Raw genomic sequence first — 16,690 nt, 5'->3', positions numbered from 1 at the left:
CCATGTCAGCCATTGCACAATCTGTCCGCCGAAGCGCCATTGGTCTGGGCTTGTTCGCCCTGATTACCGGGGGCACCATCGCGGTGACCCAGGCCATCACCAAAGATCGAATCCAGGAACAGGCCGCCCGGGCCGAAGCCAGCGCCTTGTTCGAGATCATCCCGGAAAGTGAACACGACAACGACCTTCTGACCGACAGAGTCCAGTTGCCCAGTGACGAGAATCTGACCACCGCTGCTCCCCCCGTCGCCTGGGTGGCCCGGCAGAATGGTGAGCCGACGGGGATGATTCTGCCCGTGGTGGCACCTGACGGTTACTCCGGGAATATCCGCCTGCTGGTTGGCCTAGATATGGACGGGACCTTGCTGGGGGTGCGCGTCACCAGCCACAAGGAAACACCGGGGCTGGGTGACCGGATCGAGGTGAAGAAATCCGACTGGATTACGGACTTCGCCGGTGAAAACCTGGGCGAGCCGCCCTACCGCAAATGGAACGTGCGCAAAAACGGGGGGGAGTTTGACCAGTTCACCGGCGCCACCATAACACCGCAAGCCGTGGTCAAAGCCGTTCAGCGCACACTGGTTTATTTCCGGAAACATCGTCAGGACATCCGTTCACAGTTGGCTGCAGACGGCCAGGCACCTGAGGGAGACGATGGCGGTCAATCCCTGTCAGAACATTCCACCACTGGAGAGCGTTCATCATCATGACCACCAAGACCTCCAGAGAAATCATTAACGACGGACTGTGGAACAACAACCCGGCACTGGTGCAGGTCCTCGGGTTGTGCCCGCTTCTGGCCGTCACCAGCACCGTGGTCAATGCCATCGGCCTTGGGCTGGCCACCCTGATCGTACTGATGGGATCCAACCTGGCGGTATCCCTGATTCGCAACTTTGTCGGCGAGTCGGTTCGCTTGCCCGCGTTCGTCATGATCATTGCGTCCTTCGTCACCTGTACCGAACTGCTCATGCAGGCGTTCACTTACGAGCTTTATCAGATCCTTGGCATTTTCATTCCCCTGATCGTCACCAACTGCGCCATCCTCGGCCGGGCCGATGCCTTTGCTTCCAAGACCACACCCGGACCAGCCTTACTGGATGGCCTGATGATGGGGCTGGGTTTCCTGTTCGTCCTGATCGTGCTGGGTGGTCTGCGGGAGCTGATTGGCCAGGGTACGCTGTTCGCTGACATGAACCTGCTTCTGGGGCCGGGCGCCGCAGATTGGGTAATCCGCCCCTTCGAGAACTACCCGGATGTACTCTTTATGGTGCTGCCACCCGGCGCTTTCGTCGGCCTTGGTCTGTTGATCGCCCTCAAAAATGGCATCGACAACCGACTGGAAGAGCGGCGCAAGGCGGCAGCTCCGTCAGTGGCCCCGGGCAGCAAGCGCGTTCGAGTCACCGGTGATGTGTCCTGAGCCCTGCCAAGTTGAGACCTGAACGCTATGAACAAGCAAAAACGCACCGAAATTTTTACCCGGCTCCGTGACGCGAATCCGAACCCAACCACTGAGCTGAATTACTCAACCCCGTTCGAGCTGTTGATCGCGGTTATCCTGTCGGCTCAGGCGACGGATGTTGGGGTAAACAAAGCGACGGACAAGTTGTTCCCCGCAGCCAACACTCCGGAAGCTATTCTGGCGCTCGGCGTCGATGGGCTGAAGGAATACATCAAGACCATCGGGCTGTTCAACAGCAAGGCCGAAAACGTCATCAAGACCTGTCGCATCCTGATTGAAAAGCACAGAAGCCAGGTACCAGAAAAACGCGAAGAGCTTGAGGCATTGCCAGGGGTGGGGCGTAAAACCGCTAATGTGGTACTCAATACGGCATTCGGGCATATGGCCATGGCCGTGGACACCCACATCTTCCGGGTATCGAACCGGACCGGCATTGCACCCGGCAAAAACGTTCTCGAGGTGGAAAAGCGCCTGCTTCGACTGGTGCCGAAAGAGTTCCTTCTAGACGCCCATCACTGGCTGATTCTGCACGGACGCTACACCTGCACGGCGCGCAAGCCGAAATGCGGCGCCTGCATGATCGAAGACCTGTGCGAGTTCAAGGAGAAGCGGGATTACCTCTAGCTACAGGAGGTCTCGTAAGGGCTGTGGCCCCATAACCAGAAAAGCCGGCATCAAGTGCCGGCTTTTCGTTGCAGAAGCCTTCGATTAACGCTGGCCCAGCATCGCTTTTTTCAGATCTTTCTGAGCCGGCTTGTCAGACAGCCAGATACCAAACAGCGCTTTCTTGAACTCAAGGCCACCCACGGTGTCCCTCTTCTGGCCATTCTTAAGCACCTTCACGCCCTCCCCCGGCAGATAAACCAGGTCGAATACGTCGCCTTCTTTAATCTCTTCCTTGAACACGTTCATGAAGCGATCAATCTCAGTCTTAACGGGAGCCGTGTTACCGCCGGTAGACGCTTCGAAGCCTTCGAGGGTGGCTTCCGTCATGCGCTCACTGGTGATCATGTCAGAGATAATATGCAGGGTAATGGCCTGGGGCTCATCAGCGTTGATCACCGCGGCACCGTCATTAGCCGCCTGTGGTACATACAGACCACCAACGTAAAGATCCATGAACCACTTGGAACGGGTACCAGCGCCGTTCAGCTTCAGCTCGGTATCCATAGCGGTATAGGTATCAGGCACGTCGACACCATCGACAGTCAGTGCAGAAACCGGCGCGGACAGCGCCGCGGCCATAAAAAGAGATGCGAAACCAGTTGAGATAGCCTTCTTCATAGTCCTTTCCTTTTAGATCATTATTATCTACGCGTTTCAAACGTGCGTGCCCAGGCTTCGACAGCCTTATCCCCACCTGGAATCCGCATTCTACCAACGCTAAAGGGCCACGATTCGGCACCTGGTTCTCATTTGCAATGATATTAAAAAAAAGAAAGGCCGACCGGCTCTCACCGATCGACCTTTGTTTTTTCTCAACTTTTACTTGAACAGAAGATTCCCGGACAGACCTTCCTTCTCAAGGATTTCACGCAGTCGGCGCAATGCTTCTACCTGAATCTGGCGAACCCTCTCACGAGTCAGGCCAATCTCGTGACCAACCTCTTCCAGGGTGCTGACGGGGTAACCCCGAAGGCCAAAGCGCCTGGCCAGTACTTCCTGCTGCTTATCGCTGAGCTGGTCGATCCACTTCTCCAGACAGCTACACATGTCGTCGTCCTGGAGGACTTCCGCAGGGTCTGTGGCGCCTTCATCCGCCACCGTATCCAACAGAGATTTATCGCCACCGGTCCCGATTGGAGTGTCCATGGACGCAACGCGCTCATTGAGCCCCAGCATTCGCTTGACGTCCGCCACGGGCTTATCGACCAGCTGTGCAATCTCTTCGGCTGAAGGCTCGTGATCCAGTTTCTGGGTCAGCTCACGGGCCGCACGAAGGTATAGATTCAACTCCTTCACAACGTGTATCGGGAGGCGAATCGTCCGGGTCTGATTCATGATCGCCCGCTCAATGGTCTGGCGAATCCACCACGTAGCGTAAGTAGAAAACCGAAAGCCACGCTCCGGATCAAACTTTTCGACGGCCCGGATCAGGCCAAGATTGCCTTCCTCGATCAGGTCGAGGAGTGTTAAGCCGCGATTCACGTAGCGCCGGGCAATTTTGACCACCAGACGGAGGTTGCTTTCAATCATCCGCTTGCGGCCAGACTCCTCTCCCTTGCGCGCGAGGCGGGCGAAATAAACCTCTTCTTCGGGAGTCAGGAGTGGGGAAAATCCGATTTCATTCAGGTAAAGCTGGGTGGCGTCCAGTTGCTTTTGACTCGAACCGTAACGACCTTGGCTGGAAATTTCTTCTGTCTCGGCTGCGTCATCGTTGCTTGATTGGCTTTCCGCCTTTTCTTCGTGCAGCTCTTCTTCGGATTCTTCTACATCTGCGACCCGATCGACAATAGTCTCTTCACGCTCTGCTGACATGTGTATTGCCCCGTCTTTCAGAAATCCTGTTTAGTCGCCCGATACTCCGTCTTACATGCGGACGTTCGTGGTCTTCCTTCGTTATCAGGAATTACCTGGGCTAGCCGGCCATCACCGTTGCCCTTGTTATTCTTGTTAACAACACGGTTTTTGGTTAGTGCCGGCAGTCGGTGGCAGTAGAGTACTGTCTGGATCTTTACTGTCGTGGAGGCAGGTAGTGGGCGGGGTCGACCGGATTGCCATTCTTTCGAATCTCAAAATGCAACATGGGTCGTTCTGCGCCGCTGCTGCCAAGCTCAGCTATCACCTGACCGGCTTTCACATCCTCCCCTTCTCGCACCAGAATCTTGCGGTTGTGTGCGTAGGCGCTTAAAAAATGCTCATTGTGGTTCACAATAATCAGATTGCCGTAACCAAGCAACCCATTTCCTGCATACACCACATTTCCATTAGCGGCGGCCTTTACGGCATCACCAGGTTTTCCGGCAATATCAAGGCCTTTGTTCACCTTGCCAGATGAAGAATAACCAGCAAGTACGGTGCCAACGTGAGGCCATCGCCAGTCGATCCGGCCCACGGTCTGGCTCTGACTCACCAGCGGTGCGGTCTTTTTCGGTGGCTTGGTAACCTTGGGTTTTGGGGCAGTCTTCGGAGCTGCTTGGGGAGGAGCTACCCGTGGCCTGGTGGGCGCCTGTGCCGGGCGGGATGCAGTCGAAGCCGCTGGGCGAGAAGCTGTAATGGTGCCCGTTCGATCGAGCCGAAGCACCTGCCCCGCCTTGAGGGTCCAGGGCTCGCGGATGCCGTTGGCACTACCTAGTTCCCGGTAATCACGCCCATAGCGCCATGCAATGCTGTAGAGGGTTTCACCAGGGCGAACCACATGCTGTCCCCAGTAGACCGGCGGGTTGTACAGATCATCCTTATACAGAGCCGGGGTATTACATCCGCTCAGCATCAATACACAGAACAAACCGGCCAGTACGGCTCCATTTGCAGCCATGCTCCGGGCACAAAGCGCCCGGATTGCACCACCGGGGAGCCGCACGAGCACGGCAAAAGGAGCATTCATAATCCCGGGAAAAATTGTCACAGAAATAAAATTCAATCCGTTTGGGAGAAACCGCAGTCAGCTACGGCACTGATTCTGGCGTTTTATTCTTTATAAGACTAACTTACTAATATATTGCACAATTCCGAAACGAATCCAAGTTACCCTCTGAACCGATCTGTTACCGGGCGAAACACCGGCTATGTGCGGCAGGTAACACTTCTTAACACTCCTGACGACGTCGGCTCTGCCCCACCCACTCGATCATAAAAACGAGCACAAGACCACCCAGAGCACAGATAATCGCCCCGGTTATCTGTGGAGACTGACCGGTTAACTCGGCAAAGGAAAGTGGACTGATACTGGCCTCTGTCAGAGGCACCTTGTCGCCGGCACTATTGATACGCCAACTCAGAGTTTCCTTCCAGGGCCATACTTTATTGAGTGAGCCGATCATGAATCCGGTCAACAACGCCAATACAGCATCGTGGAAATGGCGGAATGCCCAGGTAATCAGTCGTGCGATCGACAGCAATCCCACAACGCAGCCTGCGGCAAAGAGCCCGAGGTGCACCAATTCAAAGGATTTGATGGCAGAAAGCACGTGGGCGTACATGCCCAGGATCACAAGAATGAAACTGCCGGAAATACCGGGCAGAATCATCGCGCAGATTGCCACGGCACCAGCTCCGAAAAAGATCACCGGCGATGGATTCAGCTGGTTGGCTGTCAGGGAGGTAATCGTCCAGGCTATGACAACACCGGCAACAAGCGGTACCGCCAGACGGGGGCTGAACCGTTTAATCTGCCGGCTAACATGCCAGACCGACGCCAGAATGAGGCCGAAGAAGAAACTCCATACCAGCACCGGATACTGCTCCAGTGCAGCTCCGATCACCGAGGCCAGAGTCAGAATGCTGGTAAGGACACCTGCCATCAGGCAGAGCAGGAATGTCCCATCGCAGGCGGTCCAGAAAGCCTTGAGCTGGCCGCGGAACAAGTGCCGGAAAACCGCTTCAGGTACCGCACTGATGGCCTCAAGCAAGCGGAAGTAAATGCCGGTGATGAAGGCGATGGTGCCCCCGGATACGCCGGGAACAATATCCGCAGCGCCCATGGCCATCCCCCGGAGATAGACAGCGGCGGGATGATGGTTATGGTATTCATCCGAGGGGTCGAAGTTTTTCTGACTCAACGGATCACGCCCCCCAACAGGGGCACGAAGCGAACAGGCTCGAGATCCCGGCGCACAAACCGGTCACCCCGGCGGACCACCTCCACCAGCACCTGATCGGTCTCACCCACCGGAGCGATCAATACTCCGCCCTCATCCAACTGGGCCAACAGCTCTTCAGGAATCTCCTCGGGGGCCGCCGTCACGATAATGCCATCGAACGGTCCTTTATCGGGCCAACCCATGCCACCGTCGGCATGCTTCATCTGCACGTTACGGACGTCAAGCTGACGCAGGCGGTGCCGGGCCCGGTCCTGCAGGGGTCTGATGCGTTCAACACTGAAAATCTCGGGAAAGATCTGGGCCAGTATTGCGGTCTGGTAACCGGACCCGGTACCAAGCTCAAGTATCCGGTTGGGCTCGTGAGCCAGCAGCAGCTCCGTCATCCGGGCAACAATATAAGGCTGAGACAACGTCTGTCCATGACCAATGGGCAGTGAGGTATCCTCATACGCCCGGTGTGACAAGGCCTCATCAAGAAAGATGTGCCGGGGCACGTCCGCCATCACATCCAGGACCGGTTCTGACTGGATGCCGGCCTCCTTCAGTCTTTGCACCAGCCGCATGCGGGTGCGCCGGGAGGTCATACCAATCCCCTGCAAGGTAGCATTCACGACGGATCGACCTCACCGGTATTCAACTCATCAACCCAATCCGCCAGACGACTCATGGCCTCATGGCGAGTCATATCGACATGTACTGGGGTGATCGAAACGTAACCCTCTTTAATGGCCTGAAAATCCGTGCCCGGGCCGGCATCGCCGCCCTCTCCTGCCGCACCGATCCAGTAGCGCTGCTTCCCGCGGGGACAGGTCATTGGCACCGCACCTTCCGCCCTGCCCCTATGACCGAGCCGGGTTACACGGAAACCCTTCAATTCGCTCCAGGGGACATCAGGTACATTCACATTGAGAATGGATCGGGGGCCAAGCGCCAGAGGACGATCAGATTCCAGAAGTACGCGCACCACACGAGCTGCAGTGTCGTAATGGAAGTGTCCGCTGTTGACCAGAGAAACGGCAATGGCAGGCAACCCAAGGTGTCGCCCTTCGGTGGCCGCTGCCACGGTGCCGGAGTAGATAATGTCATCACCCAGATTGGCGTGGGTGTTGATGCCGGAAACCACCCGATCAAAAGGTTCATCGAACAAACCGTTGACGGCCAGGTGAACGCAATCGGTGGGCGTACCATCGACGGAATGATATCCGTTGGGATGTTTCTCGACCGTTAGCGGTCTGCTCAAAGTCAGTGCGTTGCTGGCACCACTGTGATCCCGATCGGGGGCAACCACTTCAAGCTCGCCAATACCCTCAAGCCCCTCGTACAGGGCGATTAGCCCCGGCGAATGGACACCATCATCATTGGACAACAGAATGCGCACCGTGTTCTCCGCTAGCCGTGTTGCTTGTTATGTTGGCCGAGGCTCCTGTCCTCAAGCTCAAATAGGTCACTTAATACCGTCGTAGCGTACTGGCCTGGCGCCAGTGAAAATGCCACTTGCAGGCAGTCGTCGTCCAGCCAGTGCCAGTCTAAATCGGCAGGCCGGGCTACCAGCGGGCGCCGCTCTGGCTTCATCCGCGTGGTAGAAAAGACTTTCAGTAGCTCAGGATACTGTTCGGCTATTTGCCATTCCAGCCTTGCCTGTGTTTCTTCGGCGGTGGTACCACCATCGCCCCACAGGGGACCAGTCACCGTTCCCGGCTGGCCGTTCAAACCCGGTTCACCATCCATGGGGGACAGCCAGTCACCGCTTTTCACCCGAGCGGCCAGAATTTGGTTGAATATCCATGAACGTGCCGCCGAAAAGTACAATACGTTTTTAGACGCCCCAGCGCCACCACGCTTTTTACCCTTTCCTCGTCGTCCCCGACTGTCCAAAGCATCAGGGTCCATACTGGCCGCCCGATCCAAATTACTTCCGTCGTGACCGAACCGCTGGGGACCAAAATAGTTTGGCGCACCCTGCCCCTTCACTCTCGCCAGCGCCTGATCGATACGCTCCCGGTCGCCAGATACCTGACGAAGGCTAATGACGAAACGATTGCCCTGATGATCGCCCCGACGCAACTTTCGCGAAGAGCGACAAGCCCCGACCACCTGCCATCGTTCAGCGACACGGGCCAGATAGGCCTCATCCTCCGAGACCAAACCAGGGCGATAGATACTAAACCATTGCCGGGTCACCGCATGGCGATCCTTCAAACCACAAAAACCTACATCGAAGGCACGACACCCGGACAGTTTGGCCAACTCGCGAGCAACGTATTCTGTGTTATCGCCGGATTTCTCCAGCCGAAGACAAAGGTGCTCGCCACTGCCGCTCACCTCAGACAGATCCGTTATTACCGGGAAGTCGTCGAGGATCTCATCAACCCGAAAATCCTCGGGTACCGTCTTCAGGTCAGCGGTAGCCACCCGGCCACCACCTGAAGTGGGCCAGTCCAGACACCAACGTCGCGGCGTCGCACTGGAATCGGTCACGAGAACGACGGCTCCAGAAGGCATATGGCCTGGCAGGCAATCCCCTCTTCCCGACCGGTGAATCCGAGTTTTTCGGTCGTGGTCGCCTTCACACTGACCCGGCTTGCCGGAATACCAAGATCTTCGGCGATGTTCAGCCGCATGGCTTCAATATGCGGCGCCATCTTTGGCGCCTGGGCAATAATAGTGGTATCCACATTCACCACACCAAAGCCCTCTTCCCGAACCCTATTCATTACCCGACGCAAGAGATCACGACTGTCGGCACCCGCCCACTCATCGCTGGTGTCCGGGAACAGGTGGCCTATATCACCGAGTGCAACGGCTCCCAGCAGCGCATCAGCCAGCGCATGCAACAAGACATCCCCATCGGAATGGGCCTTCAGTCCCTGATTATGGGGAATGGACACACCACCAAGAATAACCGCGTCGCCCTCACCAAAGGCGTGTACGTCAAAGCCCTGTCCTATTCGCATATTCGACTCCGGCCAAATTAAGGTTTACTTCGAGCGGTTCAAAAGAAAGTCTGCCAACTCCAGATCGGCTGGAACGGTGACCTTGATGTTGTCGGGGCGCCCCTCCACGAGAACAGGAATCTTACCGAAAATCTCAAGTGCCGAGGACTCGTCAGTGACCGAAAGCTCATTGCGCCGAGCATTCTCCAACGCTTCTACCAACATCCCGAACCGAAACATTTGCGGCGTAAGGGCTCGCCAGAGATGTTTGCGATCCACAGTCTCGACGACCTCCGGGGTCGTACTTTTATCGCCCTTTTTCAAGGTATCGGCCACCGGAGCGGCAAGCAGGCCGCCAACCGGGTGACTCCCAACAGTGCTGACAAGGCGTTCGAGATCAGCTCGGTGAACACAGGGACGTGCGGCATCGTGCACCAGCACCCAGTCCTCCGGAGAAGCCTTGTCCGAGAGCGCTTGCAAAGCAGCCCGTACCGAGTCGGCCCGTTCTTCACCGCCCATACACGTACTGACCCGCGTATCCCGACTTGCTTCGGTTTCATTCCACCAATCATCGGAAGAATTCAGCGGAACCATGCAGCCATCGAATGGCAGGGCGTCCAATAAGCGGGATAACGTGATATCGAGAATAAAGCGGGACTGGATACGGAGATATTGCTTCGGGCACTCAGCCTGCATTCGCTGGCCAATACCAGCGGCCGGAACAATCAGCCAACGTTTTGGGTAGGTCATGAAGGATCAGTTTCTGCGTAAAAAAGAGAACGCGGTGATCAGTTTTCCACGACGAGGAAAAAGGTTTCGTCCTGACGAATCAAGCCAAGATTCATTCGGGCCCGCTCTTCCACAGCGCCCTGCTGGTTTCGCAGGTTGCGGACCTCTGCGTAGAGGCGTTCGTTGCGGGTCGCCAGCTCGGCATTTTCATGTTGCTGCTCGGCAATAGACTGCTCAAGCGCCCAAACCTGCGCAAGACTGCCTTCTCCGATCCACAGGCGCCCCTGCAAAACGAGAATAAGCGTAACCATGATTGCCCAGAGCAATTTCATTGCCGTTCCATTCGAAAAAAGCCGATCACACACTCAGCGTAGACCGGGAGTATAGCTCTTGTAGCAGATTAGCAACAAATCCTTCTAACCAGTTGTGTGAAAAGGCCATCGCTTCCGAAACTGTGTCCGGTGCACGATGGCCCTGTTCATTCTGTGACCGCGATCAATCCTGTCGCGGTCGAGAAGCGCCCGGGATTAGCCTTGGCCCTTGATTTCACTCAGGCCGCGGTATGTAGCATTTCCTTCCAGCTCCTGCTCAATGCGCAGCAACTGGTTGTATTTGGCCACACGGTCAGAACGGCACAGGGAGCCCGTTTTGATCTGACCAGCACAGGTAGCAACCGCGAGGTCTGCGATGGTGGTGTCTTCAGTCTCACCGGAACGGTGGGAAATCACCGCAGTGTAACCGGCGTCCTGAGCCATCTTGATGGCGTCCAAAGTTTCGCTGAGGCTGCCAATCTGGTTGAACTTGATCAGGATGGAGTTACCAATGCCCTTGTCGATGCCCTGCTTCAGGATCTTGGTGTTGGTGACAAACAGATCGTCGCCCACCAGTTGAACCTTGCTGCCCAGCTTGTCAGTCAGCACTTTCCAGCCGTTCCAGTCGCTTTCATCCATACCATCTTCGATGGACACGATGGGATAACGCTCGCACAGGCCCGCCAGGTAATCGGCGAAACCTTCGGAATCGAAGCTCTTGCCCTCGCCGGACAGCTGATACTGGCCATCCTTGTAGAACTCGGAAGATGCGCAGTCCAGTGCCAGGGTGACATCGGTACCCAAGGCATAGCCCGCCTTCTCAACCGCCTCCTTGATCACGGCCAATGCCGCTTCATTGGATGGCAGGTTCGGCGCAAAACCACCTTCGTCGCCCACAGCGGTGTTCAGGCCCTGAGCCTGCAGGACCTTCTTCAGGCTGTGGAAAATTTCCGCGCCAATACGCAAAGCTTCAGAGAAAGACTTCGCTGCTACCGGCTGAACCATGAATTCCTGGATATCAACGTTGTTATCCGCGTGCTCACCGCCGTTGAGGATGTTCATCATCGGAACCGGCATAGAGAACTTGCCAGAGGTGCCGTTGACGTCAGCGATGTGAGCATACAGAGGCTTGCCCAGAGACTCGGCAGCGGCTTTCGCTGCAGCCAGGGAAACAGCGAGGATAGCGTTTGCGCCCAGGTTGGACTTGTTCTCGGTACCGTCCAGTTCCAGCATGCTGTTGTCGATACCACGCTGGTCCGCAGCATCCTTACCCGTCAGGGCGTCACGGATTTTTCCGTTAACCGCCTCAACAGCCTTCAGTACACCTTTGCCCAGGTAACGGGACGCGTCCTTGTCGCGCAGTTCCAGCGCTTCGCGGGAGCCTGTGGATGCACCGGAAGGCGCGCAGGCGCGGCCCAGTGTGCCGTCCTCAAGGATAACGTCCGCTTCCACCGTCGGATTTCCGCGAGAGTCGAGGACCTCACGAGCCTTGATATTGGCAATCTTAGTCATACTGTCGTGTCTCCAAACTTACTAATAAGCAACAGGTGATGAAACGAAGAACACCGCCGGTCAGGCGGTGTCCAGGGGTTCAAAGCTCTTGACCAGGTCATCCACAGCCTTCACACGTTTCAGGAACGGCTCAAGCTGACTGAGTCTGAGCGCACAGGGGCCATCGCACTTGGCCTGATCAGGATCGGGATGGGCCTCCAGAAACAGTCCGGCCAGCCCCTGGGACATACCGGCGAGGGCCAGATCGGTGACCTGGGCACGGCGTCCGCCGGCGGAATCTGCCCGGCCACCCGGCATCTGCAGGGAGTGAGTCACATCAAAAAACACCGGCACGTTCAGGTCTTTCATGATGCCGAAGCCAAGCATATCAACCACCAGGTTGTTGTAACCGAAGCTGCTGCCTCGCTCACACAGAATCACCTTGTCGTTGCCGGCTTCCTCGCACTTGCGGATGATGTGTTTCATTTCCTGGGGTGCCAGGAACTGGGCCTTCTTGATGTTGATGACAGCGCCTGTTTTCGCCATCGCTGCCACCAGGTCGGTCTGCCGGCTCAGGAATGCCGGTAGCTGGATAATGTCACACACTTCGGCCGCCGGAGCCGCCTGGTCAGGCTCGTGAACGTCGGAAATGATCGGCACACCGAACTTGCTCTTGATATCCGCAAGAATCTGCAGTCCCTGCTCCAGACCGGGTCCCCGGAAGGAGTGAATGGAAGAGCGGTTGGCCTTGTCGAACGAGGCCTTGAACACATAGGGAATGCTCAACTTCTGACATACCTCTACGTATGCCTCGGCCACTTCAAACGCCAGCTCTCTGGATTCCAGCACGTTCATGCCACCGAAGAGCACGAACGGCTTGTCGTTGGCAATCTCGATATCAGCAACAGTAACGGTCTGCCGCGCCATGATCAGGCTCCTTTCTTTCTCGCCAGGGCTGCTTCAACAAAGCCCTTGAACAGAGGATGACCATCACGGGGCGTGGAGGTGAACTCCGGGTGGAACTGACAGGCTACAAACCAGGGGTGATCAGCCACTTCAACTACCTCTACGAGCTTGCCATCCACCGAGCGACCGGAAATGGTCAGGCCAGCGCCTTCCAGCTGCGGCAGGAAGTTGTTGTTGACTTCAAAGCGGTGACGGTGGCGTTCACGAATGGTTTTCTTGCCATAACATCCGGCGATGGTGGTGCCTTCCGTCAATACACAATCCTGACCGCCCAGGCGCATGGTGCCACCGAGATCAGACGTTTCGGTGCGCTCTTCCTTCTCACCACTAGCATCCAGCCACTCGGTGATCAAACCAACCACCGGCTCCGGCGTATGTTCGCGGAATTCGGTACTGTGGGCATCAGTCAGGCCTGCCACGTTACGGGCGTATTCAATAACCGCCACCTGCATGCCCAGGCAAATACCCAGATAGGGCACCTTGTTTTCACGGGCATAACGAACGGTGTTGATCTTTCCTTCGACACCACGCTCACCAAAACCACCGGGCACCAGAATCGCATCGGCACTTTCCAGTGCGCCGGTCCCCTCACGCTCGATGTCTTCAGAATCGATGTAATTGATGTTGACCTTGGTGCGGGTCTTAATGCCGGCGTGCAACAGGGACTCGATCAGGGACTTGTAGGCGTCCAGCAGCTCCATGTACTTGCCGACCATGGCGATGGTCACTTCCTGTTCAGGATTCAACAGGGACTCGACCACGTCATCCCACTCGGTGAGGTCTGCTGGGCTGGCGTCCAGATTGAAGCGCTCAATCACCAGCTGATCCAGGCCATGCTCATGGAGCATGCGCGGGATAGCGTAGATGGACTTGGCGTCCTGCAGCGGGATAACAGCCCGCTCTTCTACGTTGGTGAACAGGGCAATCTTGCGACGGGAGCTGGCATCCACTTCGTGCTCGGAACGGCACAGCAGGATATCGGGCTGCAGACCGATGGACCGCATCTCTTTAACCGAGTGCTGGGTCGGCTTGGTCTTTATCTCGCCCGCTGTCGCAATATAGGGAACCAGGGTCAGGTGCATGAACAGGGCACGCTGTGAACCCACCTCAACCTTGAGCTGACGACAGGCTTCCAGGAACGGCAGGGATTCGATGTCCCCCACGGTGCCGCCAATTTCAATCAGCGCAACATCGGCACCGGCTGCCCCTTCGACCACACGACGCTTGATCTCGTCGGTGATGTGGGGAATCACCTGCACAGTTCCGCCCAGGTAATCGCCACGGCGCTCCTTGCGGATAACTTCCTCATACACCCGGCCGGTCGTGAAGTTATTGCGGCGGCTCATGGGAGTACGGATGAAACGTTCGTAGTGACCGAGGTCCAGGTCGGTTTCCGCGCCATCTTCGGTGACGAAAACCTCACCGTGCTGGAACGGGCTCATCGTGCCGGGGTCCACGTTGATGTACGGGTCCAGCTTGAGAATGGTGACCTTCAGGCCTCGGGCCTCGAGAATCGCCGCCAGAGAGGCAGAAGCGATACCTTTACCCAATGAGGACACGACACCGCCGGTGACGAAAATATAACGCGTCATGCAGATTCCATGATTATCTGGTTCGGTGAAGGGGGGAGATTGTCATCTCAAGATGGGACGCCAGACTACCAGAAAGCCCCGGGCTACTCAATCACAATCCCGACCCACGACCAGCCGCCAACCGGCGGCTGGAGCGCATCCTGAGTATTGGTCAGAACACCAGAAATCGCCAATTGCGATGAGTTGTTCGGAGTCACCGAAACCTACGAAAATCAAAGGCAGACATGGCCTTTCCCAAGGGGGAACCCCCTGTTCCTGGAACCAGTTCTTGAGGGATTTGGAGCGGCCTTCGGGGTAAGGCCGGACGCGCTCACCGCCCTGCCTCGTAGATACCCTTATTGGCGGTACCGGCTGAGTCGGGTTAGAGGTTGGCTCCAGGCGCAGCGTCCATATCCCCCAACGGAGCTGCTCACCCGGATTCAGGGGCAGCGGCTCTGATGGCGATGGAGGCGCATCCGGAACCAGATAAAGCTTTGACTGAAATCGGCGCAGACTGAACCCGTCGCCCTGAAAAAACGGCATACGGTCTTCACCCGCCAGGATCAAATCGTGTATCGCCTGCTCCCAACCAACGACGGATGGCAGCGGTAAGTCACGCTGGAGAATCCACCATCGAAGCAGGTTTTTCTGCTCCGGCAGTGACAGCGCTGCAAAACGCTCCACTTTCAGGCAACTTTCACCATCACTGCACTCCGCCCACTGCCGCTCAGCCAGAATCTGATTGAGCACATCGCTTTCGTGGCAGGCATCGGCGCTGCGACGAACCCGGCCTAACAGCTCAGGCCAGCGCGATTTCATTTCGGATAAGACACTATGCCGCAAGAAGTTTCGGTCGAAAACCTGATCGTTATTGCTGGGATCATCGATCCACCGAAGACCGGCCTCTCTTGCGTAGCGCTCGAGATCTGCCCGCGCAAACGGGAGCAGCGGCCGAAACAGATGCCCGTGGCCCACCCGCCGATGAACCGGCATGCCCGCCAGTCCGGCCACCCCACTCCCACGGAGTAACCGGAACAAAACCGTCTCTGCCTGATCATCGGCATGATGGGCCATCAGCAGCAAGTCCCCCGGGCGGAGGATCTGCTCAAACTGGGTATAACGGGCGTTGCGTGCGGCTTCTTCGATACCTGCGGTGGCGGGCAGCCCCGACCTCCCTTCAACCGAAACCCGGCGAACCTCCAGGGAAATATCGAGCCACCTGCAGGCATCGACGCACAACGCCTCACCCTCGCCCGCATTTTTCTGCAACTGATGATTTACGTGGATGGCCGCCAGCGGGACCTTTCCGTCATGGCACGCAGCGGTGAGATGTAACAGCAAGATTGAGTCCAGGCCGCCGCTGACAGCGACCCAAAGTCGGGAATGCGAGGGAAGCGACCTGACCGCTGCACACAAAGCATCCGGCCAGGCAAAACCGGCATCGGGCTTATCGCCCGCCGTCATAACGGGTCAGCCGCTCGTAGCGACGGGCCACCAGTTCATCCACGGGAAGACGGGCCAACTCGTCCATGCCCTGGACAAGAATTGCCTTGAGTGCGCCTGCCATCTCTTCCGGGTTGCGATGAGCGCCACCAAGAGGCTCGTCAATCACGTTATCCGCCACGCCCAGTTCTTTGAGCCGATCGGCAGTTACACCCATGGCCTCGGCAGCCTGAGCAGCAAACTCCGCACTCTTCCAGAGAATCGACGCGCACCCCTCTGGGGAGATAACGGAATAGGTGGAGTACTGCAGCATGTTCAGCTGGTCACATACACCGATGGCCAACGCGCCACCAGAACCACCTTCACCGATCACTGTGGAGATAATCGGCGTTTTCAGACGCGACATCACCGCCAGGTTAAAGGCGATGGCTTCACTCTGCCCGCGCTCTTCGGCCCCAATGCCGGGATAGGCTCCCGGGGTGTCAATGAAGGTCATGATCGGCAGCTTGAATCGCTCGGCCATCTCCATCAGGCGCAGGGCCTTGCGGTATCCTTCCGGCCGCGGCATGCCAAAGTTACGGCGAACCTTGTCGCGCACTTCCCGCCCCTTCTGGTGTCCGATCACCATCACAGGCTTGTCATTGAGACGGGCCGTACCACCAACAATGGCCAGGTCATCGGCATAGCGACGATCGCCGTGGAACTCGTCAAAGTCCTCGAAAATGGTCTCGATGTAATCGAGTGTGTACGGACGACGTGGATGGCGAGCCAGACGCGCAATGTCCCAGGGTTTCAGGTCGGAGAAGATATTCTCCGTCAGGTTGACGCTTTTGCGTTTCAACCTTGCGATTTCATCGGTGATATTGATGTCGGTGTCATTACCGACCATGCGAAGCTCTTCGATCTTCGCTTCCAGGTCGGCAATGGGCTGCTCAAAATCCAGATAGTTAGGGTTCATGATGTTCCATCATTTTGATTACCTGACAGGGAATCCTCCCCGCCAAACCAGAATTTGGGACAA

General features: G+C 56.9%; 18 protein-coding genes. 3 read left to right on the top strand and 15 right to left on the bottom strand.

Features of this window, described 5'->3' with window-relative positions:
* Window positions 1-2 precede the first annotated feature (2 nt).
* From rsxG to nth, 3 genes are read left to right on the top strand one after another with little or no spacing between them, the layout of a single operon-like run.
* Window positions 3-710: an electron transport complex subunit RsxG gene (gene rsxG, locus QVZ43_RS09000; RefSeq protein WP_302909681.1), complete on the top strand. Its 708-nt coding sequence runs from the start codon at window positions 3-5 to the stop codon at window positions 708-710.
* Complete coding sequence (locus QVZ43_RS08995) at window positions 707-1,420, top strand: electron transport complex subunit E (protein WP_223795403.1); 714 nt, start codon at window positions 707-709, stop codon at window positions 1,418-1,420. Before rsxG ends, QVZ43_RS08995 begins: the two co-directional genes overlap by 4 nt.
* 27 nt (window positions 1,421-1,447) lie before the next feature.
* On the top strand, window positions 1,448-2,086 hold the full coding sequence (gene nth, locus QVZ43_RS08990) for an endonuclease III (protein ID WP_302909680.1): 639 nt from the start codon (window positions 1,448-1,450) through the stop codon (window positions 2,084-2,086).
* A gap of 84 nt (window positions 2,087-2,170) precedes the next feature.
* Here the strand turns inward: nth and QVZ43_RS08985 are convergent, their stop codons facing one another.
* The 15 genes from QVZ43_RS08985 to accA all read right to left on the bottom strand — a co-directional run bounded on the left by QVZ43_RS08985 (window position 2,171) and on the right by accA (window position 16,627).
* Window positions 2,171-2,746, bottom strand: a complete 576-nt coding sequence (locus tag QVZ43_RS08985; RefSeq protein WP_223795401.1) for a chalcone isomerase family protein — start codon at window positions 2,744-2,746, stop codon at window positions 2,171-2,173.
* Window positions 2,747-2,947: 201 nt separating this feature from the next.
* On the bottom strand, window positions 2,948-3,940 hold the full coding sequence (gene rpoS / locus QVZ43_RS08980; protein WP_223795400.1) for an RNA polymerase sigma factor RpoS: 993 nt from the start codon (window positions 3,938-3,940) through the stop codon (window positions 2,948-2,950).
* A gap of 196 nt (window positions 3,941-4,136) precedes the next feature.
* Window positions 4,137-4,940: a peptidoglycan DD-metalloendopeptidase family protein gene (locus QVZ43_RS08975; protein WP_223795399.1), complete on the bottom strand. Its 804-nt coding sequence runs from the start codon at window positions 4,938-4,940 to the stop codon at window positions 4,137-4,139.
* 271 nt (window positions 4,941-5,211) lie between these two features.
* Window positions 5,212-6,183, bottom strand: a complete 972-nt coding sequence (locus QVZ43_RS08970; protein ID WP_478219525.1) for a polyprenyl-phosphate transporter — start codon at window positions 6,181-6,183, stop codon at window positions 5,212-5,214.
* Window positions 6,180-6,836: a protein-L-isoaspartate(D-aspartate) O-methyltransferase gene (locus QVZ43_RS08965; protein WP_223795398.1), complete on the bottom strand. Its 657-nt coding sequence runs from the start codon at window positions 6,834-6,836 to the stop codon at window positions 6,180-6,182. Before QVZ43_RS08965 ends, QVZ43_RS08970 begins: the two co-directional genes overlap by 4 nt.
* The gene (gene surE / locus QVZ43_RS08960) at window positions 6,833-7,603 is read right to left on the bottom strand and encodes a 5'/3'-nucleotidase SurE (protein WP_302909679.1); all 771 of its coding nucleotides are present in this window, start codon (window positions 7,601-7,603) and stop codon (window positions 6,833-6,835) included. The genes QVZ43_RS08965 and surE overlap by 4 nt, the downstream gene beginning before the upstream one ends.
* Before the next feature lie 11 nt (window positions 7,604-7,614).
* Window positions 7,615-8,703 carry a tRNA pseudouridine(13) synthase TruD gene (truD, locus tag QVZ43_RS08955; RefSeq protein WP_302909678.1) on the bottom strand — a complete coding sequence of 363 codons (1,089 nt, stop codon included), beginning with the start codon at window positions 8,701-8,703 and terminating at the stop codon, window positions 7,615-7,617.
* Complete coding sequence (ispF, locus tag QVZ43_RS08950) at window positions 8,700-9,179, bottom strand: 2-C-methyl-D-erythritol 2,4-cyclodiphosphate synthase (RefSeq protein WP_223795395.1); 480 nt, start codon at window positions 9,177-9,179, stop codon at window positions 8,700-8,702. The genes truD and ispF overlap by 4 nt, the downstream gene beginning before the upstream one ends.
* A 24-nt stretch (window positions 9,180-9,203) precedes the next feature.
* A complete protein-coding gene (gene ispD, locus QVZ43_RS08945; protein ID WP_223795394.1) occupies window positions 9,204-9,908 on the bottom strand; it encodes a 2-C-methyl-D-erythritol 4-phosphate cytidylyltransferase in 705 nt (234 codons plus the stop codon).
* A gap of 38 nt (window positions 9,909-9,946) precedes the next feature.
* The gene (locus QVZ43_RS08940; protein ID WP_223795393.1) at window positions 9,947-10,219 is read right to left on the bottom strand and encodes a septum formation initiator family protein; all 273 of its coding nucleotides are present in this window, start codon (window positions 10,217-10,219) and stop codon (window positions 9,947-9,949) included.
* A gap of 195 nt (window positions 10,220-10,414) precedes the next feature.
* Window positions 10,415-11,710 (bottom strand): phosphopyruvate hydratase, encoded by a 1,296-nt coding sequence (gene eno / locus QVZ43_RS08935; protein ID WP_302909677.1) that lies wholly within the window; start codon window positions 11,708-11,710, stop codon window positions 10,415-10,417.
* 60 nt (window positions 11,711-11,770) lie between these two features.
* Window positions 11,771-12,616, bottom strand: coding sequence for a 3-deoxy-8-phosphooctulonate synthase (kdsA, locus tag QVZ43_RS08930; RefSeq protein WP_223795391.1), 846 nt, complete (start codon window positions 12,614-12,616; stop codon window positions 11,771-11,773).
* Between the two features lie 2 nt (window positions 12,617-12,618).
* The gene (locus tag QVZ43_RS08925; protein ID WP_223795390.1) at window positions 12,619-14,247 is read right to left on the bottom strand and encodes a CTP synthase; all 1,629 of its coding nucleotides are present in this window, start codon (window positions 14,245-14,247) and stop codon (window positions 12,619-12,621) included.
* An 87-nt stretch (window positions 14,248-14,334) separates the two neighbouring features.
* On the bottom strand, window positions 14,335-15,690 hold the full coding sequence (gene tilS / locus QVZ43_RS08920) for a tRNA lysidine(34) synthetase TilS (RefSeq protein WP_302909676.1): 1,356 nt from the start codon (window positions 15,688-15,690) through the stop codon (window positions 14,335-14,337).
* Window positions 15,674-16,627, bottom strand: coding sequence for an acetyl-CoA carboxylase carboxyl transferase subunit alpha (gene accA / locus QVZ43_RS08915; RefSeq protein ID WP_302909675.1), 954 nt, complete (start codon window positions 16,625-16,627; stop codon window positions 15,674-15,676). The genes tilS and accA overlap by 17 nt, the downstream gene beginning before the upstream one ends.
* Window positions 16,628-16,690: the final 63 nt, after the last annotated feature.

It is taken from the genome of Marinobacter suaedae, assembly GCF_030519635.1.
Classification (GTDB): Bacteria; Pseudomonadota; Gammaproteobacteria; order Pseudomonadales; family Oleiphilaceae; genus Marinobacter; species Marinobacter suaedae.
Note: the sequence above shows the minus strand (reverse complement) of the source record. Positions and strands in the feature narration are given on the sequence as shown.